This is a genomic window from Bradyrhizobium huanghuaihaiense (assembly GCF_025200885.1).
GTDB lineage: Bacteria > Pseudomonadota > Alphaproteobacteria > Rhizobiales > Xanthobacteraceae > Bradyrhizobium > Bradyrhizobium huanghuaihaiense.
Genome location: NZ_CP104172.1, coordinates 9,024,561 through 9,049,926, shown reverse-complemented (window position 1 = coordinate 9,049,926; position 25,366 = coordinate 9,024,561). Strand labels below are relative to the sequence as shown.

Here is a 25,366-nt window from a genome sequence, read left to right as displayed (position 1 = left end):
ACCCCGGATTACGCTGCGCTCCATCCGGGCTACAGACCGGCGCTTTCCCTCAGCCCTTCCCCTCGCGCTTGCCATCCTCCAGCGCCACCACCGTGCCCTTGCCGCTCATCGCCGACAGGGCCTCGAGCGCCTCCTCGCAAAAATCGGCCACCATCTGCTCGTGCCGCGCGCCGAGCTGAAGCAGGAGGAGGTTGCCGAGGTCGAGCCGGCCTTCCGCCGTGCCGTCCGGAAAGCGCTTCTTCAGGATACGCTCGTAATTGGCGTGGCGGTCGCGATGGTGCTCCAGGCGGGCCATCAGATCGGTCCGCATCGGCTCGATGTCGATGCTGTCGAGCGCATGCAGCCTCACCAGCAGGTCGTCCTTGATCGAGGGCGGCGTGCTCGGCCGCGCGGCCCAGTGCCGCAGCGCTGTTCGGCCTTCGGGAGTGAGCGTATAGATAAGTTTATTGGGTTTGCCTGACTGCACGACCTCACGGCCCTGGATGTAGCCGCGGTCGCGCAGCTTGGAGAGCTCGCGATAGATCTGCTGGTGGTCGGCCTTCCAGAAGAAGCCGATCGAGGAATCGAACGTCTTGGCGAGCTCGTAGCCCGTCATCGGCCGTTCCGTCAGGCATGCGAGGATTGCGTCGCCCAGTGCCATGACTGGCCTCCTTGTTCGACCTTGACCAACTCGCTTGACTTTATGCGCATCGGCGCATATGCGTCAATGTGCATATGAGGCGGCTTGAGGGGAGGGCCAAAGACCCCACCCGAAAACCCAGCGAAATCAAGCTGGGCGCTACTGTGCATGGGGTTGTTTTCGCGTTTTTTTGCCAAGGCTCCTGGACACCCCTTTAGGGAGGGACCCGAGAATGACCGGCCTCGATTCCTGGTACGCCTACATGAAGTCTCATGACCGCGCCGCGCTCTGGGACCTCCTGCATCCTGACGCCGTGTTCGAAAGCCCCGTCGTGCATTCGCCGCAGCGCGGCCGCGACATCACCTTCAAATACCTCTCCAGCGCCGAGAAGGTGCTCGGCGGTCCCGGCTTCACCTATGTCGGCGAGTGGAAGAGCGCCGATGGCGCCGTGCTCGAGTTCAAGAATGTCATCGACGGCATCGAGATCAACGGCGTCGACATCATCACCTTCGATACCGAGGGGCGCATCACCCATTTCAAGGTGATGGTGCGGCCGCTCAAGGCGATCAACATGCTGCACCGCCTGATGGCGGAGCAGCTTGCCGCCACCCAATCATAAGCCCAACATCATCCCTTCAAGCCCCATGCCGGGAGAACGCAATGCCGATCTATAAAGCCCCCGTCGAAGACGTGAACTTCCTGCTCAACGACGTCTTCCAGATCGATCGCTACGACAATCTGCCGGGCTTCTCCGATGCGTCGAGCGACGTGCGCGAGGCGATCCTGGGCGAGGCCGCCAAGCTCTCGGAAGAGGTGCTGCAGCCGTTGAACCGCGTCGGCGATCTCGAAGGCTGCAAGCGCGCCGATGACGGCAGCGTCACCACGCCGAAGGGCTTCAAGGACGCGTTCAAGCAGGTCGCCGAAGGCGGCTGGCTGGGTCTTTCGGCTCCGACCGAGTTCGGCGGGCAGGGGCTGCCGGTGACGCTGTCCCAGGCGGTCAACGAATTCCAGATCTCCGCCAACATGGCGTTCTCGATGTATGGCGGCCTCACCATGGGTGCGACTGCGGCGCTCTTGGTGCACGGTACGCCCGAGCAGAAGCAGACCTACGTGCCGAAGATGATCGCGGGCGAGTGGACCGGCACCATGAACCTGACCGAGCCGCATTGCGGCACCGATCTCGGCATGCTCCGCACCAAGGCGGTGCGGCAGGCCGACGGCAGCTTCAAGATCACCGGCACCAAGATCTTCATCTCGGCCGGCGAGCACGACCTCGCCGACAACATCATCCACCTCGTGCTCGCCCGCATCGAGGGCGCACCGGCCGGCATCAAGGGCGTGTCGCTGTTCGTGGTGCCGAAATTCCTGGTGAACGCCGACGGTTCGGTCGGCGCACGCAATGGCGTCGTCTGCGGCTCGATCGAGCACAAGATGGGCATCCACGGCAATTCCACCTGTGTGATGAACTACGACAACGCCACCGGCTGGCTGATCGGCGAAGAGAACAAGGGCATGCAGGGCATGTTCGTGATGATGAACGAGGCCAGGCTCGGTGTCGCCGTGCAGGGCCTCGCGCAGTCCGAAGTGGCCTATCAGAACGCGGTCGCCTACGCCCGCGAGCGCATCCAGGGCCGCGCGCTCACCGGCGCCAAGGCGCCGGACAAGCAGGCCGACCCGATCATCGTGCATCCCGACGTGCGCCGTACGCTGCTCTCGATCCGCGCATTCAACGAGGCCGCGCGCGCCTTCGTGATGTGGACCGCGCTGAAGAGCGACGTCGCCCACCGCTCGGAGGGCCCGAAGGACCGCCAGGCCGCCGACGACCACATGGGCCTGATGACGCCGGTGCTGAAGGGTTTCCTCACCGACTACGGCTTTGCCAACGCGGTGCAGGCGCAGCAGATGTATGGCGGCCACGGCTACATCGCCGAGCAGGGCATGGAGCAGTTCGTGCGCGATGCGCGTATCGCCATGATCTATGAAGGCGCCAACGGCATCCAGGCGCTCGACCTCGTCGGCCGCAAGCTGCCGCGCGACGGCGGCCGCGCCATCATGGCCTTCTTCGGCGAGGTCATGGCCTTCGCCAAGGAGAACGGCGGCGACGAGGCGATGAAGCCGTTCATCGCCCCGCTCTCGGCCTCGCTCGGCCATCTCCAGCAGGCCACGACCTGGCTGATGCAGAACGCGATGATGAAGCCGGACAATGCGGGTGCTGCCGCTACCGATTACCTGCACCTCTTCGGCTTCGTCGCGCTCGGCTACATGTGGGCGAAGATGGCGAAGGTGACGAACGCCAAGATTGCCGAGAGCGGGGCGACGCCCTATCTCTCGACCAAGCTCGTCACCGGCCGCTTCTTCATGGAGCGCATGCTGCCGGAGACCGCGGCCAATCTCGCGCGCATCCAGTCCGGCTGCGCCACCATCATGGAACTGCCGGCGGAAGCGTTCTGAGGAGTTTCGATGTCTGCAGCAGACGCGATCGTTGCGGAGTTTCGCGCCTTCGGCGCCGGGCTCCGCCGCGACAAGTTCTGCGCGCGCTCTGCCCTCGACATCGTCGACCGCTGCGAGTCTCGCGGCGTCGGCATCCTCGGCATCGAGGGTTTCTACCTCACGGACACCACGACCGTCCCTCAACTCGATCACATCCTCGACCTGAGTTCGGGGATGAAGGCTTACGACACCGCGCGGCAATTCCTTCGCCACGGCGAAGGGCTGCCGCTGTTCTACGAATTCACGTTCCAGGATTGATCCCGATCGCGTCGCGGTCGTCACCAATAACTGCAATCAGGAGGCTCCCATGGCAGATGCCTATATCTACGACCACGTCCGCACCCCGCGCGGCCGCGGCAAGCCGGACGGCGCGCTGCACGAAGTGACCGCGCTGGCGCTCGCCACCGTGCCGCTGAAGGCGCTGAAGGACCGCAACAACCTGCCGGAAGACTCGGTCGACGACGTTGTGCTCGGTGTGGTCGATCCGGTCGGCGAAGCCGGCTCCGACATCGCGCGCTTCGCCGCGCTGAAGGCCGGCCTCGGCGAAGCCGTTCCCGGCGTGCAGATCAGCCGCTTCTGCGCCTCCGGCCTCGACGCCGTGAACTTCGCAGCCGCCCAGGTGATGAGCGGCCAGCATGAGCTGGTGATCGGCGGCGGCGCCGAATCGATGAGCCGCGTCGGCATCGGCGCTTCCGGCGGCGCCTGGCCGATGGACCCCTCGATGGCGGTGCCGGCCTATTTCATGCCGCAGGGCGTCTCGGCCGATCTGATCGCGACCAAGTACGGTTTCTCGCGCGACGACGTCGACGCCTATGCGGTGCAGAGCCAGCAGCGCGCGGGCAAGGCCTGGGACGAGGGCCGCTTCAACAAGTCGGTCGTGCCGGTGAAGGACATCAACGGCCTCACCATCCTCGCCAAGGACGAGCACATGCGTCCCTCGACCACGATGCAGTCGCTGGCGCAGCTGCAGCCGTCGTTCACGATGATGGCGCAGATGGGCGGCTTCGACGGCGTCGCGGTGCAGTCGCACCCGGAGATCGAGCGCGTCAACTACGTGCATCACGCCGGCAACTCCTCGGGCATCGTCGACGGCGCCGGTGCCGTACTGCTCGGCAGCAAGGAGGCGGGTGCCAAGTACGGGCTGAAGCCGCGCGCAAAGATCCGTGCGTTCGCCAACATCGGCTCGGAGCCGGCGATGATGCTGACCGGCCCGGTCGACGTCACCGAGAAGCTGTTCGCGCGTTCCGGCATGAAGAAGTCGGACATCGACCTGTTCGAGCTCAACGAGGCCTTTGCCTCCGTCGTGCTGCGCTACATCCAGGCCTTCGACATCGACAACGCCAAGATCAACGTCAATGGCGGCGCCATCGCGCTCGGTCATCCGTTAGGGGCGACCGGCGCGATGATCCTCGGCACCGTGCTCGACGAGCTCGAGCGCACCAACAAGTCCACGGCCCTCGTCACGCTGTGCATCGGCGGCGGCATGGGCACCGCGACCATTATCGAGCGGGTGTAACGAGCTGCCGTAGGGTGGGTTAGCCGAAGGCGTAACCCACCATTCCACGGCGAGAGAAGTGGTGGGTTACGCTTCGCTAACCCACCCTACGAGATCTCAAGTCAACCGCCGCGCCGAAGACTGGCTGCGGCACCGAGGAGCAACCACCATGTCGTACAAGAACTTCAAGGTTGAGACCGATTCCGACGGCATCGCGCTCGTCACCTGGGACATCCCGGGCCGTTCGATGAACGTGCTCGACGAGACCTCGACCAGCGAGCTCGACGCGATCGTCAAGGCGACCACTGCCGATGCCGCCGTGAAGGGCGTCGTCATCACCTCCGCCAAGGAAGCATTCTGCGCCGGCGCCGACCTGTCGATGCTCGAAGGCATGAATCAGGCCTACGCAAAAGTCTTCAAGGAGCAGGGCGAGACCGCTGCGAACCAGATGCTGTTCGACCAGAGCCGCCGCTTCTCGCAGGTGCTGCGCTCGATCGAGACGTCAGGCAAGCCGTGGGCGGCCGCGATCAACGGCCTCGCGCTCGGCGGCGGCTTCGAGATCACGCTGTGCTGCCACTATCGCGTGGCGGCCGAGAATCCCAAGACCCGCCTCGGCCTGCCCGAGGTCAAGGTCGGCCTGTTCCCCGGCGCCGGCGGTACGCAGCGCGTGCCGCGCCTGGTGCCGCCGCAGGACGCCATGACGATCCTGCTCAAGGGCGATCCGGTCACCGTCGACAAGGCGAAACAACTCAATCTGATCCACGCCATCGTTCCCGCCGCCGACCTCATCAAGGCCGCGAAGGAGTGGATCAAGGGCGGCGGCAAGGCCGTCGCGCCCTGGGACGAGAAGGGCTTCAAGCTGCCGGGCGGTCCGGTATTCTCCAAGGCCGGCATGATGATGTTCCCGGCCGGCAACGCGATCTATCGCCGCGAGACCTACGACAACTATCCGGCCGCGCGCGCGATCATGAGCTGCGTCTATGAGGGCCTGCAGCTGCCGATCGACGCCGCGTTGCGGGTCGAGTCGCGCTACTTCACCTCGGTGCTGCGCTCCAAGGAAGCGGCCGCGATGATCCGCAGCCTGTTCCTCTCCATGCAGGAGCTCAACAAGGGCGCGCGCCGTCCGAAGGACGTAGCCCCAACCAAGGTGAAGAAGATCGCGGTGATCGGCGCCGGCTTCATGGGCGCGAGCGTCGGCTACGTCTCGGCCCGCGCCGGCCTCGACGTCGTCCTGATCGACCGCGACCAGGAGAGCGCCGACAAGGGCAAGGCGCATGCGCAGAAGGTGATCGAGGAGCAGATCAAGAAGGGCCGCGCCAAGCCCGCGGATGCAGAAGCGCTGCTCGCGCGCATCACCCCGACTGCGGACTATACGGCGCTGAAGGACGTCGACCTCGTCATCGAGGCCGTGTTCGAGGACCGCAAGGTCAAGGCGGAGACCTTCGCCAAGGCGCAGGAACACCTGAAGCCGGACGTGATCTTCGCGTCGAACACCTCGACGCTGCCGATCACCTCGCTGGCCGAGAGCTTCAAGGACCAGGGCAAGTTCGTCGGCATCCACTTCTTCTCGCCGGTCGAGAAGATGATGCTGGTCGAGATCATCCTCGGCAAGAACACCGGCGACGTCGCGCTGGCGACCGCGCTCGACTACGTCCGCCAGATCGGCAAGACGCCGATCGTGGTCAACGACTCCAGAGGCTTCTTCGCCAATCGCTGCGTCGGCCGCTACGTCGCCGAAGGCAACGAGATGTTCCTCGAAGGCGTGCCGCCGGCGATGATCGAGAACTGCGCCAAGATGGCCGGCATGCCGGTCGGCCCGCTCTCGCTCTCGGATGAAGTCGCGCTCGACCTCGGCCTCAAGATCATGAAGGCGACGGAAGCCGATCTCGGCCCCAACGCCATCAATCCCGATCAGAAGAAGCTGATGATCGAGATGGTCGAGAAGCAGGGCCGCCTCGGCCGCAAGAACAGCAAGGGCTTCTACGACTACCCCGAGAAGGGCAAGGGCTCGAAAAGCCTGTGGCCGGGCCTCTCCGCGCTGCAGCCGAAGCAACTCGACCCCGATACGCTCGATATCGAGGAGCTGAAGCAGCGCTTCCTGGTGGTGCAGGCGGTGGAAGCCGCGCGCACGGTGGAGGACAACGTCATCACCGATCCGCGCGAGGCGGATGTCGGCTCGATCCTCGGCTTCGGCTTCGCGCCGTTCACCGGCGGCACGCTGTCCTATATCGACTTCATGGGCACGAAGAAGTTCGTCGAGCTCTGCCACAAGCTGGAAGCGAAGTACGGCTCGCGCTTCACCCCGCCGAAGCTGCTCGAGGAGATGGCCGCGAAGGGGGAAACCTTCTACGGGCGGTTCGCGCCGAAGAAGGCGGCAGCCTGATCTGATCTTTGGCTCGTAGCCCGGATGGAGCGTAAGCGAAATCCGGGACAATCTCGCCGCATGCAAAGACCCGGATTGCGCTTCGCTCCATCCGGGCTACGCGAAAACAATAAAAGGCCGGATCATCGATCCGGCCTTTTTCTTTTGCGCATCCTCACGGTTGAATCCAATTTGTTCCAGGTTGTGGAACCGCTCACAGAATCGGGATAGGAACCATGCCAGAGTCCCCGCTGCCGCGGCGTCGCGCAATTGTCATAGGCGCGCCAAAGCGGCGCCGTTCTTTTGCTTGGCCCTGGCACTAGTCTTGCTGCGGGTCAGGGTCACGAATCGCGTTGGGGCACTTGCCGATCTTCTCGGCAAGCCGAAGACGAAAAGAAAGTTGTCCTTGATGAACTCCTTGGTGCTGCGGAAGACCGCGCTCGGTCGCGATCTTGCCGCTAAACATGCTGTTGCGTCCGCAACTGGTCGAATCTCATCGCAGCAGAAGCCGGCGCGCCTGCGCCGCAAGGGCCCGGCGCTCTGGGCCGCGCTGGTGCTACTTGTACTAGCGACGGATTTTTTTCTCGCCTATCTCGCCTGGCTCGCCGTCGACCTCGTCATGCGGTGAGACCGCGCGAGCGTGCAGCAGATACGACGCCGCGAAATAGGCGAGCTGGGAGACGGCAAGACATATGGCGATGACGGTCACGCCCCCCACCATCCCGAAATCGTACACACGAAGAACGATCGCTGACACAATTGCGATCAACGGCGAGATCATGACCAGCGCCCAGATCCTGAAAACGCGACCGGTCGCAATTCCCAGCAACGCACTTGCAACGATCAGGACGATGGCAATCGTCAACTTCGACCTCGGTCAGAGTGCAAATATTCTTCAATCAACGCGTCAAGCTCGCCCGCTTTCCGGGTGCTGACAAGACAGCACCACTTACATTTGGCGAACAGTAGTTCATAAGTCTAATCAAGGTACGATGATCCGGCGCCATGGGCCTGCGCCGTGCTGCAGCAGATCGTTGATCCGGCGCTTTTACTTGCCGTCCCCGAACGGCGAGAACGCGCGGCCCGAGACCGAATCGTCGGCCAGGCTGGCTTTCCAAGTGCCTTCATCGCCCTTGCCAATGCTGACCACGAAACGCCAGCCATTCTGGTTGGTGAAGACGATGCCCGTTCCGCCCTTCACTTTGGCGTAGCTGCACGGATATTCGGTCGGCCGGTCCGGAAAGACGATCTTTCCTTCCTTGCTCTCGAACACCGCCGATGTGATCTGCGGATGGACTATGAAGATGCAGCTGCGCTCCGGCGCGACCGGTGTCGACAAGCCGAGCATCGCGAGCGGCGCGCCGGCGGCGGTCATGAGGACGATCATGTTCATGGGGCAACAGTCTCGCGGAGATGATTCTTCGACGCGGCTGCAGATCGAATGGTTCACAATGAAAAAAGGCCGGATCCTCGATCCGGCCTTTCGCCTGTTGCGTCTTGCGGGCGCCTACTTCGCCTGTGCGAGGCCTTCCTTCTTCAGCGCCTCCTGTACCTGCGGACGCGCGGCGACGCGGGCCTTGTAGGCGGCAAGGTTCGGCATCGCGGTGAAGTCGAACTTCATCCGGTCGGCCCAGGTCAGCATCGTGAAGAGATATCCGTCGGCCACCGTGAACTGCTTGCCCATCAGGTAGTCGCGGTCGGCGAGCTGGCTGTCGATGTATTTCAGCTTGCCCATGACACGATCCCTGAAAAAGGCCTTGGCCTCGTCGTTCAGGGCGGGGGCGAACATCGGGCCAAAACTCTTGTGCACCTCGGAGGTGAGGAAGTTCAGCCATTCGAGCAGCTTGTAGCGCTCGGCGCTGCCATGGGCCGGCGCCAGCGCCTTGGCAGCTGCCTGATCGGCGATCATCTGGACAATCACCGGGCCTTCGGTCACGATCTCACCGCTGTCGAGGCCCAGCGCAGGGACCTGGCCCTTGGGGTTCAGCTTCAGATAATCCTCACCATTTTCGAGCTTCTTGGCCCGGATATCGACCTTGACCAGCTCGTAGGGCAGGCCGGCTTCCAGGAGCGCGATGTGGGGGGACAGGGAGCAGGCCCCGGGCGAATAATAGAGCTTCATGGAATTTCCTCCTCTTGACGCTTGGCTGCGGCGAAGGAACGCCTACATGCACCTGCATGCAATAGTCAAGATTGATGCAGGTGCATCGAATGAGGTAAGAGACGGGCGACGATCTTGAGCGGGACCATGAAACGCAAACCATCGACCGAGGCAACCTCCGCCTGGATCCGCCTGATGCGGGTGCAGAGCCGCGTGCTCGACTGCGTCGAGCAGGACCTGAAGAAGGCGGGATTCCCGCCGCTGGCCTGGTATGACGCGCTGCTCGAGCTGTCGCGCGCGCCGAGCGGAGAGCTGCGGCCGGTGGAACTCGAACGGCAGATGCTGATCCCACAATACTCCACCTCGCGCCTGATCGACCGCCTGGTCGACGAGGGGCTCGCCTCCCGGCGCGAATGCAAGATCGACAAGCGCGGCCAGTTCGTGGAGATTACCGAAGCCGGCCGCGAACTGCAGAAGCGGATGTGGGGCGCCTATTCGGCCGCGATCGAGAAATATGTCGGCTCGAAGCTCTCCGATGCCGATGCCGTCAAGCTCAGCGGTCTGCTCGACCGGCTGGGCTGCTCGTGCGGCGAGATGAAGCTGCCGCCCGTCGCCAACGTCAACGAAACCACGCCGTCGCGATGATCACGCGGCAAACCAGCACGTCCGCGCACCCGGTGGTTCGCGGACGATCCCATTCACCCCGCGCGCATTCGGTCGAAGCGCCTTTGATTTAGAGTTTGATATGGCGCGAGACCAGATCGATATGACGCCGCTGCAGTCGCGTGACGAGCTCGTCGCGTGGTTCGAGGCCGGCTGCAAGGACCCGTCCGAATTCCGCTTGGGTACCGAGCACGAGAAGACGCCGTTCACGCTCGAAGGCCACCGTCCGGTGCCCTATGAGGGCGCCCGCGGCATCGGCGCGCTGCTCGAAGGCATGAAGCTTCTGCTCGGCTGGGAGCCGATCATGGAGAGGGGCAATATCATCGGCCTCTACGACGTCACCGGCGGCGGCGCGATCTCGCTCGAGCCGGGCGGACAGTTCGAGCTCTCCGGCGCACCGGTCGAGAACGTGCACCAGACCCAGAGCGAGCTGATGGCGCACCTCGCCCAGGTGCGCGAGATCGCAACGCCGCTCGGCATCGGCTTCCTCGGTCTCGGCATGACGCCGTCCTGGTCGCGCTCCGACATCCCGGTGATGCCCAAGGGCCGCTACAAGATCATGACCAACTACATGCCGAAGGTCGGCCAGTACGGCCTCGACATGATGTACCGGACCTGCACGGTGCAGACCAATCTCGACTTCTCCTCCGAAGCCGACATGGTCAAGAAGCTGCGCGTGTCGCTCGCGCTGCAGCCGGTCGCAACCGCCCTGTTCGCCAACTCGCCGTTCACCGAGGGCAGGCCGAACGGCTTCCTCTCCTTCCGCTCCGAGATCTGGCGCGACACCGACAATGCGCGCGCGGGCATGATGCCGTGGGCGTTCGAGGACGGCATGGGTTTTGAGCGCTATGTCGACTACGCGCTCGACGTGCCCATGTATTTCGTCAAGCGCGGCGAGGAGTACATCGACGTCTCGGGCTCCTCGTTCCGCGCCTTCTTCGACGGCCGCAACAACAATCTTCCCGGCGAGCGTCCGACGCTGTCGGACTGGGCCAACCATCTCTCGACGATCTTCCCGGAGGTGCGGCTCAAGCGCTATCTCGAGATGCGCGGCTCCGACGGCGGACCGTGGGGCCGTCTGCCGGCGCTGCCGGCGTTCTGGGTCGGACTGCTCTATGACGATGTGTCGCTCGATGCTGCATGGGACATGGTGAAGCACTGGAGCGCGCATGAGCGCCAGGCCCTGCGCGACGACGTGCCGCGCTTCGGCTTCAAGGCGCGGATCAAGGACCGCTATCTGTTCGAGATCGCCAAGGATTGCCTCGTTCTGGCACATGCCGGCCTGCGTCGGCGCGGCCGGATCGACCAGCTCGGACGCGACGAGACCCGGCATCTCGAGCCGCTCGACCGCATCATCGATTCCGGCCGGACGCCGGCCGAGGAGATGCTCGAGAAGTTTAACGGTCCCTGGAAGGGCTCGGTGGAACCGGCCTACGCGGAATACGCGTTCTAATTCGATACGCGACGACCAGGATTTAGGCCGTTCATCGCCCATACAGGTTTGCGGCGATCAAATGATCGGCTGAAAAAACCTGAGCGTCGTCAATAACTCGAAAGCTGTTCCGATGGGGAAGGGCCGCCTGCCTGGGGCCGTCATGGCAAGCGTCGTGGTGTGCGTCACGCTGCTTTCGCTCGTGTTCGCGGGCGTGCCGGCGCGCGCCCAGACGGCGTTCGACCGGCCCGGCGGCGACTATTTCAGCACGCCGGTCACGTCGGGTGATCCCGAGGATTGCGCGCTGCTGTGCGAGCGCGACCGTCGTTGCCGCTCGTGGAGCTTCAGCTATCCCGACATCGACGGTGCCGCGGCGGTGTGCTGGCTCAAGAACACCGTGCCGGCGCGCGTGCCCGGCAGCTGCTGCATCTCCGGCGTCCGCGGCGCCGGCGTGATCGAGCCGCGCGTCGAAGGCGTGGAGACGACGATCGACCGGCCCGGTGGCGATTTGCGCAATTTCGAGCTCAAGGATGGCGAAAGCGTAGAGGCCTGCAAGGCCGCCTGCACCGCCGACAACAAATGCCGCGCCTTTACTTACGCCCGCCCCGGCTACACCGGCCGCGAAGCACGCTGCTTCCTGAAAAAGGAAATCAAGCCGCCGCGCCGGAAGGCGGGGTTCACCTCGGGCGTGGTGAGATAGCGCACAGCTCTCACCGCCGTCATTGCTGTCGTAGGGTGGGCAAAGGCGTAAAGCGCCGTGCCCACGATCTTTCAACCATTGCGCGAGGTGGTGGGCACGCTTCGCTTTGCCCACCCTACGAGATCTCACTCTGCCGCAATCACCGTGAGCTCCGGCCATAGCGCTTTCCATCGCCCGGCCTTCACCGCGTAATTCGCCGCTGAAAAATTCGGTCCTGGATTCGGCCGCGCGATCAGCCCTGCGACATCGCCGAAGCCGTGTGGCGCGTAGACCTCATAGCCATCACCCGCGCGCCTGACCCCGACTTGCGTGTTCTGCGTGAGGAAGCGGTCGATGCCCTCGGTCGAGCTTCTCAGGGGCGGATAGGGCAGGCCGTGCTTGCCGGGATACCACAGGTGCACGCGCGCCTGGTTGCGGATCTCGACCTTGACGCCGAGATGCGCCAGCCGCTCATGTAGCTTGCGGATCACCGCATCCTCAGCTTCCCACGAGGTGTCAGGGTCGAAATAGAACGCGTCGTAGTCGGCAATGCCGTGATCGATGGCGCGGCCGGTGAGCACATTCCATACGGTCTGCACCAGGCATCCCGAGACCAGCCATGCATCGGGCAGCGCGAGACGGTGGAGTTCGTCGATGATCGCTGCGTTGTTGGGATTGCGCAGGGCGAGAGCGAGAAATTCGCCTTTGCCCACCCTACGATTCCGTCAATGCACCGCGGTGAAGAACCGCGCGAGCCTGAAGCCGGACAGCCAGGTCCATACCGGCTGGCTGCGCATGCCGAGATCCCAGGAGCCGACCACGGCATCCGCACGCCCGATCAGATTGTCGATCGGCAGGAGGCCGACGCCACCGGAGCGCAGCGGCACGCGGCTGTCGGCGGAGTTGTCGCGGTTGTCGCCGAGCACGAAGAGGTGGCCGGGCGGCACCGTCACCTCCTGCGTGTTGTCGAGCGGGCCGTTGTCGCGCATCTTGAAGATCAGGTGAGAGACGCCGTTCGGCAGGGTCTCGACATAGCGATAGGCCGGCTCGCTGCCGCCATTGTCGTCCTCGGCTGAGCCAACGCCGTCGGGCTTCAGCTCGGCGGGGCGGTCGTTGATGAAGAGCTGGCCCTGCCGCATCTGGATGCGGTCGCCGGGCAAGCCGACGACGCGCTTGACCCAGGCCTGGGAGCGATCGCCGGGCCAGCGGAACACCACGACGTCGCCCTGCTTCGGCGTTTCCGCGAAGACGCGGCCGCTCTCGGGCAGGTTGATCTGGATCGGCAGCGACGAGGTGCCGTAGCCATAGGGGAATTTCGAGGCGAGCAGCGCGTCGCCGATCAGCAGCGTCGGCTCCATCGAGCCCGACGGCACGTAGAACGGCTCGGCGAGCGCGCCCTTGGCGATGAAAACGGCGGCAACAATGCCGGCGAGCTGAACGATCTGCCCACCCCAGCCGCTGCTCTTGCGCTTGGCGGGGACGGTTACCTTCTCGACACTCATGCGCCTGTTCCACCCACGGTGATGCGTTCCATCAGAAGCGACGGCTGGCCGACGCCGACAGGCACGCCCTGGCCGTTCTTGCCGCAGGTGCCGATGCCGGTGTCGAGCGCCAGGTCGTTGCCGATCATGCGGATGCGATGCAAATCGGTCGGCCCGTTGCCGATCAGCATCGCGCCCTTCAGGGGCGCGCCGATCTTGCCGTTCTCGATCTTGTAGGCTTCGGTGCACTGGAACACGTATTTGCCCGAGGTGATGTCGACCTGGCCGCCGCCGAAATTCGCGGCGAACACGCCGTTCTTGACGGAGGCGAGAATTTCGGCCGGATCGCGGTCGCCCGCGAGCATGTAGGTGTTGGTCATGCGCGGCATCGGCACATGGGCGTAGCCCTGGCGGCGGCCGTTGCCGGTCGGCTTCATGTTCATGAGGCGCGCGTTCTGGCGGTCCTGCATGTAGCCGACCAGGACGCCGTCCTCAATCAGCACAGTCCGGTTGGTCGGCGTGCCCTCGTCGTCGATCGAGAGCGAGCCGCGGCGCGAGGCAATGGTGCCGTCGTCGACCACAGTGACGCCCTTGGCCGCGACCTGCTGGCCCATCAGGCCGGCGAAGGCCGAGGTCTTCTTGCGGTTGAAGTCGCCTTCGAGGCCGTGGCCGACCGCTTCATGCAGCATCACGCCGGGCCAGCCGGCGCCCAGCACAACGTCCATCTCGCCGGCGGGCGCCGGAATCGATTCCAGATTGACGAGGGCTTCGCGCAGCGCGCCGTCGGCGGCATCACGCCAGTTCTTGCTCTCGATGAATTCGGCATAACCGGCGCGGCCGCCATAGCCCTTGCTGCCGCTCTCCTGGCGGTCGCCCTGGCCGGCGACGACGGAGATGTTGACGCGTACCAGCGGGCGGATGTCGCGATAGCTCTCGCCGTCGGGTCGCAGGATCTCGACAACCTGCCAGGTCGCGCCAAGGCTGACGCTGACCTGCCGCACCCGCGGATCCTTGTCGCGCAAATAGGCGTCGATCTCGGCCAGCAGCTTGACCTTGGTCTCGAAGCCGGGCGCATCGAGCGGATTGTCGTCGCTATAAAGCCGCACGTTGGTATGCGCCGGCGGAGCCGCAAAGCTGCCCGAATAGCCGCCGCGCACGGCGGCGACCGCGTCGGCGGCGCGAATCAGCGCCGGCAGCGACACGTCGGAGGAATGCGCGTAACCCACCGCGTCGTCCTTGACGGCGCGAAGGCCAAAACCCTGCGAGGTGTCGTAGGTCGCCTGCTTCAGCCGCCCATTGTCGAACATCAGCGCTTCGGTCTGGCTGTATTCCAGGAACAATTCGCCGTCGTCGGCGCCGGCGAGCCCGCGCGCGACCTCGTTGCGAACCTGGTCGCGGTCGAGATTGGCACGGTCGAGCAGGGAGGTTGTGGCGGGGTTGGTCATCGATCACCCATTGTCGGAGAGATGTCGGGCAAGATAATGGCTTCGGGATCGTTCGGCGAGGGGGCGGTGCGTCACATTACCGAAACGACATGATTGAAATCATTGCCACATCCGAAGCGCAGGTCGAAAGCTTCCATCGCGCGCTCGACACCGTCGCACGGGAGCGGCGCTACCTGGCCTTTCTCGAGGCGCCGCCGCTGGAGGCGACGCGCAGCTTCGTGCTCGACATGATCGGGCAGGCGAGTTCAGTCCATCACCGTCACCCTGAGGTGGCCGCTTCTTCAGCGGCCCTCGAAGGGCGACGGCCCGGCTGGCAGCTCGGCCGTTCATCCTTCGAGGCTCGCACGGCAGCGCTATCGCGCTGCCGAACTCGCGCCTCAGGATGACGGGATTGGCAGTGTGATGTCCGAAGGTGTTCGAGAAAGCCCTACGGCAGCTTGTCATAGCCCTCGCCGAGCCCGTTCAGGCTGAGCGGGAAGCCGATGCCTTCTTCCGGGGTCTCGAAGATGATGAAGGTGGCGGTCTTGGCGTTGCGGAGCTGACCGAGCAGCTTGTCGTCCATGACCACCTCGGCGACGCAGCCATTGGGCAGGCAGCGGACGAAGCCGGCGCGGCCGACGTCCTGGTTGTCGAGCTTCAGCCCGAGGCCGGAGGGCAGGAGGACGCCGAGCGGGGCCACCACGCGCATCAGGCGGCTCTTCTGGTCGGCGGTCTTGAGCACGATCACGGTCAGGCCGGCATTGGAGCGGTCTTCGGCCACCACGCTCTGGATCAGGGCGCATTGCTCGGTCTGGGCGCCCGGCGGGGTGTCGCAGCGGATCTGCCAGTCGCCATGGACGGAGCGCACCGCGCCCTGCGCATGGGCGAGGCCCGGAAGTGCCAGGACAACGACCGCACCCAGCAGGGCTGCCAGAGCCGTGAGGCCGTTAGCCTGCCTCTTAGCCAGCCTTGCCATGCATCTCGAAAGCCCCATCGGGGTCGGTCCCTCTGCTCGCTTGGGTCGCTTGCGCGGGTGGACTGATACGGAAATGACGGCGTCTTGAAGGCAATTCCCAAGCAAATTCCGCGCCGCCGAGGCCGCCACCGCCGGCACGAATCAGGTTCCTGTGCGGCCGTTCGCAAGTGCCTACAGCGGGCAATTCCGCTGTCAAGCCGCGGCATCCCGGGAAACGGTATTTTTGTCTGATCTTACTAGGAAATATCTTGCGGGTGATCGCTTCCAGACGGTGCTCAAGACTGCATTGCGATAGATCAAGAATTATGGTTTGAGAGGCTTGATTTCGGCGTTCTAGCGATCTGGCCCCAATTCCTCTTAGAGGTATTCTTGAGCGGCGGTTTGTCAGACGGGCGGATCGAATAAGCGTTTCCCGGAAATAGGGGAATGCACTTGGGGTGATTTCGTAAGGGGAGCGCGAACGGCATGAGGATGTCGATGGGCCGGGTAGGCCGGCATATGCTGGGATTGGCCGTTGCTGGCCTGACGCTGGCGACGGGCGGCGCGGCATTCGCCGAGCTTGGGCAGCCGGCGCCGTGGGAGTGGACGCTCCAGCAGTCCGGCTCGCCGGTGATGGACAACATCGTCTGGTTCCACAACTTCCTGTTCGTGCTGATCACGCTGATCACGCTGTTCGTCCTGGCGCTGCTGATCATCGTGGTCATCAAGTTCAACGCGAGGGCCAATCCGGTGCCGTCGCGGACCACCCACAACACGCTGATCGAGGTGGTGTGGACCCTGGTTCCGGTGCTGATCCTGGTCGGCATCGCGGTGCCGTCGTTCCGCCTGCTGTTCCTGGAGCTCGACATTCCGAAGGCGGACCTGACCATCAAGGCGACCGGCAAGCAGTGGTACTGGTCCTACGCCTATCCCGACAACGGCAAGTTCGAGTTCGACTCGCTGATGGCCCAGGACAAGCAGCCCCGCCTGCTCGGCGTCGACAACGAGATGGTGGTGCCGGTCAACAAGGTGATTCGCGTTCAGGTGACCGGTGCAGACGTCATCCATGCCTTCGCGCTGCCGGCGTTCGGCGTCAAGATCGACGCCATCCCGGGCCGGCTGAACGAGACCTGGTTCAAGGCCGCCAAGACCGGCATGTTCTACGGCCAATGCTCGGAGCTCTGCGGCAAGGATCACGCCTTCATGCCGATCGCGATCCGCGTGGTCAGTGACCAGGAGTTCGCCTCCTGGGTCGAGACGGCGAAGAAGAAGTTCGCGAGCGGCGGCACCAGCACCTACGCCTCCGCGGCCGGCCCGACGCAGTAAGCGCCGGGTCGAGGCTCGAGGGGACCGAAAGCGAGATAAAAGGGCGGGACCTCCAAAGGTCCGATTGGGACGCAAGGCAGGATTTGAAAATGGCAACGAGCGCAGCGGCACACGGCGATCACGCGCAAGACCACGGACATGACCACGAGCACGCCCATCCGACCGGATGGCGGCGCTACGTCTATTCGACCAACCACAAGGACATCGGCACGATGTACCTGATCTTCGCGGTCATCGCCGGCATCATCGGTGCCGCGATGTCGATCGCGATCCGGGCCGAGCTGATGTATCCGGGCGTGCAGATCTTCCACGAGACGCACACCTACAACGTCTTCGTGACCTCGCACGGCCTGATCATGATCTTCTTCATGGTCATGCCCGCGATGATCGGCGGCTTCGGCAACTGGTTCGTGCCGCTGATGATCGGCGCGCCCGACATGGCGTTCCCGCGCATGAACAACATCTCGTTCTGGCTGCTGCCGGCCTCCTTCGCGCTGCTCTTGATGTCGACCTTCGTCGAGGGCGAGCCGGGTGCCAACGGCGTCGGCGCCGGCTGGACCATGTACGTTCCGCTGTCGAGCTCCGGCCATCCGGGCCCGGCCGTCGACTTCGCGATCCTGTCGCTGCATTTGGCGGGCGCCTCGTCGATCCTCGGCGCCATCAACTTCATCACCACGATCTTCAACATGCGCGCGCCGGGCATGACCCTGCACAAGATGCCGCTGTTCGTGTGGTCGATCCTGGTGACGGTGTTCCTGCTGCTGCTGTCGCTGCCGGTGCTCGCCGGTGCGATCACCATGCTGCTCACCGACCGCAATTTCGGCACGACGTTCTTCGCGCCCGACGGCGGCGGCGATCCCGTGCTGTTCCAGCACCTGTTCTGGTTCTTCGGTCACCCCGAGGTGTACATCCTGATCCTGCCGGCCTTCGGCATGATCAGCCAGATCGTCTCGACCTTCTCGCGCAAGCCCGTGTTCGGCTATCTCGGCATGGCCTACGCCATGGTCGCGATCGGCGGCATCGGCTTCGTGGTGTGGGCGCACCACATGTACACGGTCGGCATGTCCTCGGCGACGCAGGCCTATTTCGTCGCCGCCACGATGGTGATCGCGGTTCCGACCGGCGTAAAAATCTTCTCGTGGATCGCCACGATGTGGGGCGGCTCGATCGAATTCCGCGCCCCGATGATCTGGGCGGTGGGCTTCATCTTCCTGTTCACGGTCGGCGGCGTCACCGGCGTCGTGCTGGCGAACGCGGGCGTCGACCGCGTGCTGCAGGAGACCTATTACGTCGTCGCGCACTTCCACTACGTGCTGTCGCTCGGCGCCGTGTTCGGGATCTTTGCCGGCTGGTACTACTGGTTCCCGAAGATGTCGGGCTACATGTACAATGAGACGCTGGCGAAGGCGCACTTCTGGGTCACCTTCATCGGCGTCAACCTGGTGTTCTTCCCGCAGCACTTCCTCGGCCTGTCGGGCATGCCGCGCCGCTACGTTGACTATCCCGACGCGTTCGCCGGCTGGAACCTGGTCTCGTCGGTCGGCTCCTACATCTCCGGCTTCGGCGTGCTGATCTTCCTCTACTGCGTGCTCGACGCCTTCATGAAGAAGGTGCCGGCGGGCGACAATCCGTGGGGTGCGGGTGCGACCACGCTGGAGTGGACGCTGCCTTCGCCGCCGCCCTTCCACCAGTTCGAAGTGCTGCCCCGCGTGCAGTGATCGATCTCCCGCGGCGCCCGTGACGGGCGCCGCGGCTCTATAACGAAGCGAGTTGAATTAAGTGTCCGTCCTCGACCACAACGCCGTCGACATCAATCCCCGCATCTCCGAAGCGGAGGTTGCCGACTACATCGCGCTGCTCAAGCCGCGGGTGATGTCGCTGGTGATCTTCACCGCGCTGGTCGGGATGGCGATGGCGCCCGGGCATTTCCACCCGGTGCTGGCCATCACCTCGCTGCTCTGTATCGCCGTCGGCGCCGGTGCCTCCGGCGCGCTCAACATGGCGCTCGAAGGCGACATCGACGCCAAGATGTCGCGTACGGCGAACCGGCCGATCCCGCGCGGCCGCATCACCCGTCCCGAGGCGATGGCCTTCGGCATCACGCTCGCCTTCTTCTCGGTGATGACGCTCGGCATCCTCGTCAACTGGATCGCGGGCGCGCTGCTCGCCTTCACCATCTTCTTCTACGTCGTGATCTATACGATGTGGCTGAAGCGCTGGACCGCGCAGAACATCGTGATCGGCGGCGCCGCCGGTGCGCTGCCGCCGGTGGTGGCCTGGGCCGCGGTCACGGGCACGGTCGACGTCGAGCCGCTGCTGCTGTTCGCCATCATCTTCTTCTGGACCCCGCCGCATTTCTGGGCGCTGGCGCTGTTCCGCTCCGACGATTATGCGCGCGCCGGCATCCCGATGCTGCCCAACGTCGCCGGCCCCGACGCGACGCGTCTGCAGATCCTGCTCTACACCATCGTGCTGATCGCGGTTGCCGCCGCGCCCTGGGCGCTCGGCTATTTCGACGCCGTCTATGGCGTGGTCTCGCTGATCCTCGGCGCCGGCATGCTGGTGCTCGCCATCAACGTCTATATGCGCCGCGAGCGCAGCCAGTCGCTGCGCGCGACCCGAAAACTGTTCGCTTTCTCGATCCTGTATCTGTTCGCGCTGTTTGCGACCTTGCTGGCCGAGGTCGTGTATCGGGCGCTTGCTCCGATGGTTGGGGGCGCATGAGGCAGGAATGGCTGACAAACCCGAGCCAGATGGAATCGTCCTCACCGAGGCGCAGAAGAAGAGCCGTCGTCAGCGCTCCATTGCCATTGCTCTGGCGCTCGGCGTGCTCGTGGTGCTGTTCTTCGCCGTCACCATGGTCAAGGGACCGGCAGTGCTAGTCCGGCCGATGTAGGAAACATGGATCACGAGCCGACCATATCGCGGGATCAGAGCCGGACGGCCACCAAAGGCCGGTTCGGTGGTCTTGGCCGCGACGCGCTGGTCGCCTCGATCTGTGGCGGCGTGGTCGCGTTGATGGTCGGCGCCTCCTACGCGGCGGTGCCGTTCTACAACTGGTTCTGCCGCGCCACCGGCTTCAACGGCACGACGCAAGTCGCGACCTCCGCACCGGCCACCGGGCCGATCGCACGGAAGATCGCGGTGCGCTTCGATTCCAACGTCGCGCCCGGCCTGCCCTGGAAGTTCGAGCCTGAGCAGAACGAGATCGAGGTCAATATCGGCCAGGTCGTGACCGTTTTCTACACGGTGACCAACCAGGCCGCGCGCACCACCGCAGGGCAAGCCGCCTACAACGTCGCGCCGCTGACGGTCGGCTCCTACTTCCAGAAGATCAACTGCTTCTGCTTCACCGAGCAGACCATGGCGCCGGGCGAGAAGCGCGAGATGCCGGTCGTGTTCTACGTCGATCCGTCGATCGCCGACGATCACGAGAACGACGGGCTTGGCACGATCACGCTGTCCTACACGTTCTATCCGGTGAAGGATCCGGTGGTGAAGCCGCTGGCATCGGGCGAAGCCGACAAACGCAAGGGAAATCTCTGACCGCCGGGCTCACGCCCGGCAGGTTGGAAACAAGGGGATAAGTGCCTGATAGGCACGGGATTGAGGAGAGAGACGGAAATGGCTACGGCGCAAGGCAAGCATCACGACTATCACCTCGTCGATCCCTCTCCGTGGCCGGCGGTCGGCTCGCTCTCGGCCTTCATCATGGCGGTCGGCGCGATCGCCTGGATGCATCACATGTTCGCAGCCGCCCCGATCGTGTTCGGCGTCGGCACCGTCGGCGTGCTCTACACCATGGCGAGCTGGTGGGGCGACGTGATCAAGGAAGCCCAGTACAAGGGCGACCACACCCGCGTCGTGCAGCTGCATCACCGCTACGGCATGATCCTGTTCATCGCCTCCGAGGTGATGTTCTTCGTGGCTTGGTTCTGGGCCTATTTCAACGCGGCGCTGTTTCCGGCCGATGCCGTCCACGCCACCCGCGATGCGGTGTTCGGCTGCGGCCTCGGCACCCAGGCCGGCGCCTGCGCGGTGCCCGGCACCTGGCCGCCGAAGGGCATCGAGACCTTCGATCCCTGGCACCTGCCGCTCCTCAACACGCTGATCCTGCTGACGTCGGGCACCACCGTGACCTGGGCCCACCACGCGCTGCTCGAGAACGATCGCCAGGGCCTGAAGTACGGCCTGATCCTCACCGTCGTGCTCGGCGCGCTCTTCACCTGCGTGCAGGCCTATGAGTACAGCCACGCGGCGTTCTCCTTCGCCGGCAACGTCTATGGCGCGACCTTCTTCATGGCGACCGGCTTCCACGGCTTCCACGTGCTGGTCGGCACCATCTTCCTGATCGTGTGTCTTGCGCGCGCCTATGCCGGCCACTTCACGCCGAAGCAGCATCTCGGTTTCGAGTTCGCCGCCTGGTACTGGCACTTCGTCGACGTGGTCTGGCTGTTCCTGTTCCTCTGCATCTATGTGTGGGGTCACGGTGCCGAGGCCATGGCTCACGGCGCGCACTGAGCTGTGATGGATTGATTGGAAAGGGCGGCCGCAGGGCCGCCCTTTCGCTTTCCGGCCGCCGCAAGATTCCGCGGGAAATGTGATAAAGTACGCCATCATGAACGATACCGCCGGTCCATCCGAGCCCCAAACCACCGTCATGCAAAGCGCGATGCGCGGGCTTGCCTGCAAATGTCCGCGCTGCGGCCAGGGCAAGCTCTATGCGGGCTTCCTGACCCTCGCCCCCGCTTGCGACCGCTGCGGTCTCGACTATGCCTTCATCGATTCCGGTGACGGACCGGCGATCTTCATCATCATGCTGGCCGGCGCCATCGTGGTCGGCTGCGCGCTCGTCGTCGAGGTCAAGTACCAGCCGCCGTTCTGGCTGCATGCGGTGCTCTGGCTGCCGCTGATCCTCGCCACCACGCTGCTGCCGCTCCGCTCCATGAAGTCGCTGCTGATCGCGCTGCAATTCCACCACAAGGCGGCGCCGGGCCGGCTGATCGACCGCGCGAAATGAGAGAGACTGCGCGCAAGCCTCGCGTGGCCGGCTTCGCGCTGTTCACGCTGGTCCTGACCGCTTCCTTCGTCGCGCTCGGCATCTGGCAATTGCAGCGGCGGACCGCCAAGCACGAGCTGATCGCGGCGCTCACCGAGCGTCTGGCGGCGGCCCCCGTTGCGCTGCCGCCGGCTGCACAATGGGCGGCGCTGAATCCCGCCCGCGATGAATTCCGCCGTGTCAGCTTCACCGCGACCTATGCTCCGCTGCCTGACGCGATGGTCTATTCGTCCGGCTCGGCCGTCCGCAAGGACGCTTCGGGTCCCGGCACCTGGGCCTTCCTGCCGGCGCGGCTTGCGACCGGCGAGATGGTCGTGATCGATGCGGGCTTCATCGAGAACACGATGCAGGACCGCAGCGTCGAGGACCGTGCGGTGAAGAAGCTCGTCACCGGGCAGGCGGTCGCGCTCACCGGCTATCTCCGCTTCCCCGAGGCTCCAGGCTGGATGACGCCGGCGGAGAACCGCGACAAGCGGCTCTGGTTCGTGCGCGATCATCTCGCGATCGCAAGCGCGCTCGGCTGGGGAGCGGTGGCACCGATCTACGTCGACCTGGAGCAGCCGGCGCCCGAGAACGGCATTCCGCGTCCAGGGCCGCTCGACGTGCATCTGAAGGACGATCACCTGCAATACGCCGTCACCTGGTTCACGCTCGCAGGAGCGGTACTGATCGCGTTCGGCGTTTGGGTGAGAGCGCGGCGCGAAAGTTAACGATGCCCGTAGGTTCCCGGACGGAACCCGGAATCGTCCGGGGTTTATTATTCGGTGTGGATTCACGAGTGTGATCCTAAGCCGCGTTCGAGTTTGTCGCGGCAGACAGGGAATGCGGCGTGAGCGATTTCGATCAGATGGGAATTGTCGTCGACTGGGTGGATGCCTGCAGGAGCGGCGACCTTGCGATGTTGCTCGACCTCTATGCGGATGATGCGGAGGTCGAGTGCACGTGCAACGGCACGCAGCATTATCATCGCGGCCGGCGCGAGCTCGAAAGCTACTGGGGGTCGCGGCTCAGCGCCTACCTGGCGGCGGGTTTCGGGCTGGAGGAGATCGAGCCGGCGCCGAATGGCGTCGATCTCGAATATTCCGTCGCCGGCGCACTGCGTATTCACGCCTCGTTTCGTTTCAGCCCCGAAGGCAAGATCTACAGCACGCTGTGCACGCCATCGCGGCAGAACGCGCATGACGGCTGCGCGTGCTGATTTGGCGTCACACGGGCGCGTCTCGCGCCTTCTCTGCGGGCAGGTGGCAGCGTACATAGGTGCGGTCGTCCGCGCGCAACAATGACAGCGACCCGCTGAGCGCGCGCACGCGCTCATGCATGCCGGTCAGGCCGCGGCCGAACAAATTGCCCTCGGGAAATCCGCCGCCGTCGTCGGAGACCTCGATGACGAGCGCCTCGCCCAGGATAGCCGCCTGCACATCGGCATTGCTCGCTCCGGCATGGCGCAGCACGTTGGTCAGCGCCTCCTGGATCACGCGATAGACGGTCTGGGCCAGCGTTCCGTCGATCGCGTTGAGGCTGGGATCAATCGCGGCCGTCAGGCCGATATGCGGTGCCTGCTTGCGAAAGTTCCGAAGCAGCGTCTGCACGCTCGTCTCCAGCCCCAATTCCTCGATGTAGAGCGGGCGCAGCCGGTCGAGGATGCGGCGGTTGGTCTGCTGCAGCGCCTCGACCGATTGCAGCACCTCCTCCGCCGAATTGCCGAGATTTCCTGCCGGTGGGGAGGCCTCGATCAGCGAGATCGTGCCGGCGCGGATGCTGAACAGCAGCGGGCCGAGCTCGTCGTGCAGCTCGCGGGCGAGATCGCGCCGCTCGTCGTCCTGGAGTGACACCAGACGGTGCAACAGGTCGCGATTGTCCTGGCTCAACTGTGCGAGCGTTTCGGACAGGGCGTTCGCCGCCTCGCAGCTGCGCCGGATCTCCGGCGGGCCTCCGACCGGGATCGGCGTCGCGTAGTCGCCGCGCCGTATGCGTGTCAGTCCTTCGCCGAGATGTTGCAGCGGGCGCACCACCGATCCCGCGAAGAGATAGGCGATGGTGCCGGTGAGCACCATCAGCACGACGATAAGGCTGGTCAGCGCGAGGAAGCCGACCCACTTCTCGAACAGGTCGGCCGACAGGTCCGGCACGAACACGATGTCGCCGACATGCCTGCCGTCAATGACGACCGGCGATGCAGCGTCGAGGTCCGGCATGGTCAAGAGGTTGAGAAACCACTGTGGAACAGCCTGGAGGTTGCGCAGGCCGTCCTTCACGATGGGAATGGGACCCGCCTCCACTGCGCGGAATTGGATATCGGAGGAGATGTCCAGGGATTGGACAAAGGCCTGAAGCGTCTTCTGCGGATCGTCCGAGGCGCGCAGGGCGTTGTTGAGCGCGGTGGCGATCGTTCTGGTCGAACGTCGAGCCGGCTCGTTCTCGTCGGCCAGTTGACCGGTTGCAAATACCTGCAGCAATATGCCGCCCAGGACCAGCGCCGCGAGAAAACCTGCGCCGAGCGGAAGAAACAGTTGCGTCCTGAAGGAAAGTCGTTGCCACATTAGGTCAATTCTAACGCGCATCGGCGTGATTTGCTCTTTCCATTTGTTCCCGCCGGTCTATGAGTCGCAAAACAAGAGAGCGCGCGATGCAAGATATTGCCAAGCCGGCGACCCGGATCCTCATTGTCGACGACCACCCCGTGGTGCTGTCCGGCTGCCGCACCCTGTTTGCCTCCGACCAATCGATCCGGATCGAAGAGGCCAGCGACGCCAAATCCGGTCACCGTGCCTATGTCAGCAAGCGGCCCGACGTCACCGTGATCGACATCAGCCTGCCCGATGTCTCCGGCTTCGAGCTTATGCGACGCATACGCAAGGACGATCCCGAGGCCAAGATCATCATGTTCAGCATGAACGACGATCCGGCCTTCGTGGTGCGGGCGGTCGAGCTTGGCGCCCAGGGCTATGTCTCCAAGGGCGACGATCCCCGGATCCTGCTGAAAGCGGTGCGAAAGGTGGTGGCGGGCGACAATTTCATCTCGCCGCAGCTCGCGGAAGCCGTGACATTCTCGGGTGCCGCGATCAAGGCCAATCCGGCCTCTCAGATGACGCCGCGGGAGCTGGAGATCCTCCGCCTGCTCGGTCGCGGCGACAAGATCGTCGAGGTCGCCGAGGCGCTCGGCATCTCCTACAAGACCGTCGCCAACACCACCTCGCTGCTCAAGCAGAAGCTTGGCGCCAAGAACCATTCCGACCTGATCCGGATCGCCGTGGAAATCGGGATGGGCTGACCCTGCCGC

The 25,366-nt window shown here is 64.5% G+C and carries 28 protein-coding genes; 19 read left to right on the top strand and 9 right to left on the bottom strand.

Translation table 11 applies throughout. The features are described 5' to 3' along the window. Positions 1 to 49: 49 nt before the first annotated feature. Positions 50 to 640, bottom strand: a complete 591-nt coding sequence (locus tag N2603_RS42235) for a PadR family transcriptional regulator (protein ID WP_260386839.1) — start codon at positions 638 to 640, stop codon at positions 50 to 52. A 211-nt stretch (positions 641 to 851) separates the two neighbouring features. Between N2603_RS42235 and N2603_RS42230 the strand changes: the two genes are divergently transcribed. The 5 genes from N2603_RS42230 to N2603_RS42210 all read left to right on the top strand — a co-directional run bounded on the left by N2603_RS42230 (position 852) and on the right by N2603_RS42210 (position 6,987). Further along, on the top strand, positions 852 to 1,238 hold the full coding sequence (locus tag N2603_RS42230; RefSeq protein ID WP_260386838.1) for a nuclear transport factor 2 family protein: 387 nt from the start codon (positions 852 to 854) through the stop codon (positions 1,236 to 1,238). 41 nt (positions 1,239 to 1,279) lie between these two features. After that, positions 1,280 to 3,070, top strand: coding sequence for an acyl-CoA dehydrogenase C-terminal domain-containing protein (locus N2603_RS42225; RefSeq protein ID WP_260386837.1), 1,791 nt, complete (start codon positions 1,280 to 1,282; stop codon positions 3,068 to 3,070). Between the two features lie 9 nt (positions 3,071 to 3,079). Continuing rightward, positions 3,080 to 3,367 carry a hypothetical protein gene (locus N2603_RS42220; protein WP_260386836.1) on the top strand — a complete coding sequence of 96 codons (288 nt, stop codon included), beginning with the start codon at positions 3,080 to 3,082 and terminating at the stop codon, positions 3,365 to 3,367. Positions 3,368 to 3,416: 49 nt separating this feature from the next. Beyond that, entirely contained in the window at positions 3,417 to 4,625 is a 1,209-nt protein-coding gene (locus N2603_RS42215; protein WP_260386835.1) for an acetyl-CoA C-acetyltransferase, read from the top strand. Positions 4,626 to 4,773: 148 nt separating this feature from the next. Then, complete coding sequence (locus N2603_RS42210; RefSeq protein ID WP_260386834.1) at positions 4,774 to 6,987, top strand: FAD-dependent oxidoreductase; 2,214 nt, start codon at positions 4,774 to 4,776, stop codon at positions 6,985 to 6,987. A 544-nt stretch (positions 6,988 to 7,531) separates the two neighbouring features. Here the strand turns inward: N2603_RS42210 and N2603_RS42205 are convergent. The 3 genes from N2603_RS42205 to gstA all read right to left on the bottom strand — a co-directional run bounded on the left by N2603_RS42205 (position 7,532) and on the right by gstA (position 9,088). Then, the gene (locus tag N2603_RS42205) at positions 7,532 to 7,831 is read right to left on the bottom strand and encodes a hypothetical protein (RefSeq protein WP_260386833.1); all 300 of its coding nucleotides are present in this window, start codon (positions 7,829 to 7,831) and stop codon (positions 7,532 to 7,534) included. 183 nt (positions 7,832 to 8,014) lie between these two features. Then, positions 8,015 to 8,359 carry a hypothetical protein gene (locus N2603_RS42200; protein ID WP_260386832.1) on the bottom strand — a complete coding sequence of 115 codons (345 nt, stop codon included), beginning with the start codon at positions 8,357 to 8,359 and terminating at the stop codon, positions 8,015 to 8,017. A gap of 114 nt (positions 8,360 to 8,473) precedes the next feature. Next, entirely contained in the window at positions 8,474 to 9,088 is a 615-nt protein-coding gene (gene gstA / locus N2603_RS42195; RefSeq protein ID WP_260386831.1) for a glutathione transferase GstA, read from the bottom strand. A 126-nt stretch (positions 9,089 to 9,214) separates the two neighbouring features. On the opposite strand from gstA, the gene N2603_RS42190 reads away from it, so the two are divergent. The 3 genes from N2603_RS42190 (at position 9,215) to N2603_RS42180 (ending at position 11,862) form a co-directional block, all read left to right on the top strand. Beyond that, positions 9,215 to 9,712, top strand: coding sequence for a MarR family winged helix-turn-helix transcriptional regulator (locus tag N2603_RS42190; protein ID WP_260386830.1), 498 nt, complete (start codon positions 9,215 to 9,217; stop codon positions 9,710 to 9,712). 100 nt (positions 9,713 to 9,812) lie between these two features. Beyond that, positions 9,813 to 11,183 carry a glutamate--cysteine ligase gene (locus tag N2603_RS42185; protein ID WP_260386829.1) on the top strand — a complete coding sequence of 457 codons (1,371 nt, stop codon included), beginning with the start codon at positions 9,813 to 9,815 and terminating at the stop codon, positions 11,181 to 11,183. A 112-nt stretch (positions 11,184 to 11,295) separates the two neighbouring features. Continuing rightward, positions 11,296 to 11,862, top strand: a complete 567-nt coding sequence (locus N2603_RS42180) for a PAN domain-containing protein (protein WP_260386828.1) — start codon at positions 11,296 to 11,298, stop codon at positions 11,860 to 11,862. A gap of 125 nt (positions 11,863 to 11,987) precedes the next feature. Here the strand turns inward: N2603_RS42180 and N2603_RS42175 are convergent, their stop codons facing one another. From N2603_RS42175 to tldD, 3 genes are read right to left on the bottom strand one after another with little or no spacing between them, the layout of a single operon-like run. Further along, positions 11,988 to 12,554, bottom strand: coding sequence for a nucleotidyltransferase family protein (locus N2603_RS42175; RefSeq protein WP_260386827.1), 567 nt, complete (start codon positions 12,552 to 12,554; stop codon positions 11,988 to 11,990). A gap of 12 nt (positions 12,555 to 12,566) precedes the next feature. After that, positions 12,567 to 13,343, bottom strand: a complete 777-nt coding sequence (lepB, locus tag N2603_RS42170) for a signal peptidase I (RefSeq protein ID WP_260386826.1) — start codon at positions 13,341 to 13,343, stop codon at positions 12,567 to 12,569. Continuing rightward, positions 13,340 to 14,767: a metalloprotease TldD gene (gene tldD, locus N2603_RS42165; protein WP_145831882.1), complete on the bottom strand. Its 1,428-nt coding sequence runs from the start codon at positions 14,765 to 14,767 to the stop codon at positions 13,340 to 13,342. Before tldD ends, lepB begins: the two co-directional genes overlap by 4 nt. A gap of 89 nt (positions 14,768 to 14,856) precedes the next feature. On the opposite strand from tldD, the gene N2603_RS42160 reads away from it, so the two are divergent. After that, on the top strand, positions 14,857 to 15,153 hold the full coding sequence (locus N2603_RS42160; RefSeq protein ID WP_260386825.1) for a hypothetical protein: 297 nt from the start codon (positions 14,857 to 14,859) through the stop codon (positions 15,151 to 15,153). Positions 15,154 to 15,194: 41 nt separating this feature from the next. Here the strand turns inward: N2603_RS42160 and N2603_RS42155 are convergent, their stop codons facing one another. Further along, complete coding sequence (locus N2603_RS42155) at positions 15,195 to 15,740, bottom strand: invasion associated locus B family protein (protein WP_260386824.1); 546 nt, start codon at positions 15,738 to 15,740, stop codon at positions 15,195 to 15,197. A 447-nt stretch (positions 15,741 to 16,187) separates the two neighbouring features. Here N2603_RS42155 and coxB point away from each other — a divergent pair, with 447 nt between their 5' ends. The 9 genes from coxB to N2603_RS42110 all read left to right on the top strand — a co-directional run bounded on the left by coxB (position 16,188) and on the right by N2603_RS42110 (position 23,284). Beyond that, a complete protein-coding gene (coxB, locus tag N2603_RS42150) occupies positions 16,188 to 17,027 on the top strand; it encodes a cytochrome c oxidase subunit II (protein ID WP_260386823.1) in 840 nt (279 codons plus the stop codon). Positions 17,028 to 17,116: 89 nt separating this feature from the next. After that, positions 17,117 to 18,745 (top strand): cytochrome c oxidase subunit I, encoded by a 1,629-nt coding sequence (ctaD, locus tag N2603_RS42145; protein ID WP_018644975.1) that lies wholly within the window; start codon positions 17,117 to 17,119, stop codon positions 18,743 to 18,745. 61 nt (positions 18,746 to 18,806) lie between these two features. Next, positions 18,807 to 19,751 carry a heme o synthase gene (locus N2603_RS42140; RefSeq protein ID WP_260386822.1) on the top strand — a complete coding sequence of 315 codons (945 nt, stop codon included), beginning with the start codon at positions 18,807 to 18,809 and terminating at the stop codon, positions 19,749 to 19,751. A gap of 7 nt (positions 19,752 to 19,758) precedes the next feature. Continuing rightward, positions 19,759 to 19,923, top strand: coding sequence for a hypothetical protein (locus tag N2603_RS42135; RefSeq protein ID WP_018644977.1), 165 nt, complete (start codon positions 19,759 to 19,761; stop codon positions 19,921 to 19,923). Between the two features lie 5 nt (positions 19,924 to 19,928). Then, positions 19,929 to 20,573, top strand: coding sequence for a cytochrome c oxidase assembly protein (locus N2603_RS42130; protein WP_260386821.1), 645 nt, complete (start codon positions 19,929 to 19,931; stop codon positions 20,571 to 20,573). A gap of 78 nt (positions 20,574 to 20,651) precedes the next feature. Continuing rightward, positions 20,652 to 21,548: a cytochrome c oxidase subunit 3 gene (locus tag N2603_RS42125; protein ID WP_018644979.1), complete on the top strand. Its 897-nt coding sequence runs from the start codon at positions 20,652 to 20,654 to the stop codon at positions 21,546 to 21,548. A 97-nt stretch (positions 21,549 to 21,645) separates the two neighbouring features. Then, on the top strand, positions 21,646 to 22,047 hold the full coding sequence (locus N2603_RS42120; protein WP_260386820.1) for a DUF983 domain-containing protein: 402 nt from the start codon (positions 21,646 to 21,648) through the stop codon (positions 22,045 to 22,047). Next, on the top strand, positions 22,044 to 22,796 hold the full coding sequence (locus tag N2603_RS42115) for an SURF1 family protein (protein WP_260386819.1): 753 nt from the start codon (positions 22,044 to 22,046) through the stop codon (positions 22,794 to 22,796). The genes N2603_RS42120 and N2603_RS42115 overlap by 4 nt, the downstream gene beginning before the upstream one ends. Positions 22,797 to 22,915: 119 nt before the next feature. After that, the gene (locus N2603_RS42110; protein WP_260386818.1) at positions 22,916 to 23,284 is read left to right on the top strand and encodes a nuclear transport factor 2 family protein; all 369 of its coding nucleotides are present in this window, start codon (positions 22,916 to 22,918) and stop codon (positions 23,282 to 23,284) included. 7 nt (positions 23,285 to 23,291) lie between these two features. Here N2603_RS42110 and N2603_RS42105 read toward each other — a convergent pair whose 3' ends face one another. Further along, positions 23,292 to 24,626, bottom strand: coding sequence for a histidine kinase (locus N2603_RS42105; RefSeq protein ID WP_260386817.1), 1,335 nt, complete (start codon positions 24,624 to 24,626; stop codon positions 23,292 to 23,294). A gap of 86 nt (positions 24,627 to 24,712) precedes the next feature. On the opposite strand from N2603_RS42105, the gene N2603_RS42100 reads away from it, so the two are divergent. Further along, positions 24,713 to 25,357 carry a response regulator transcription factor gene (locus tag N2603_RS42100; RefSeq protein WP_018644984.1) on the top strand — a complete coding sequence of 215 codons (645 nt, stop codon included), beginning with the start codon at positions 24,713 to 24,715 and terminating at the stop codon, positions 25,355 to 25,357. The last annotated feature ends 9 nt before the right edge of the window (positions 25,358 to 25,366 follow it).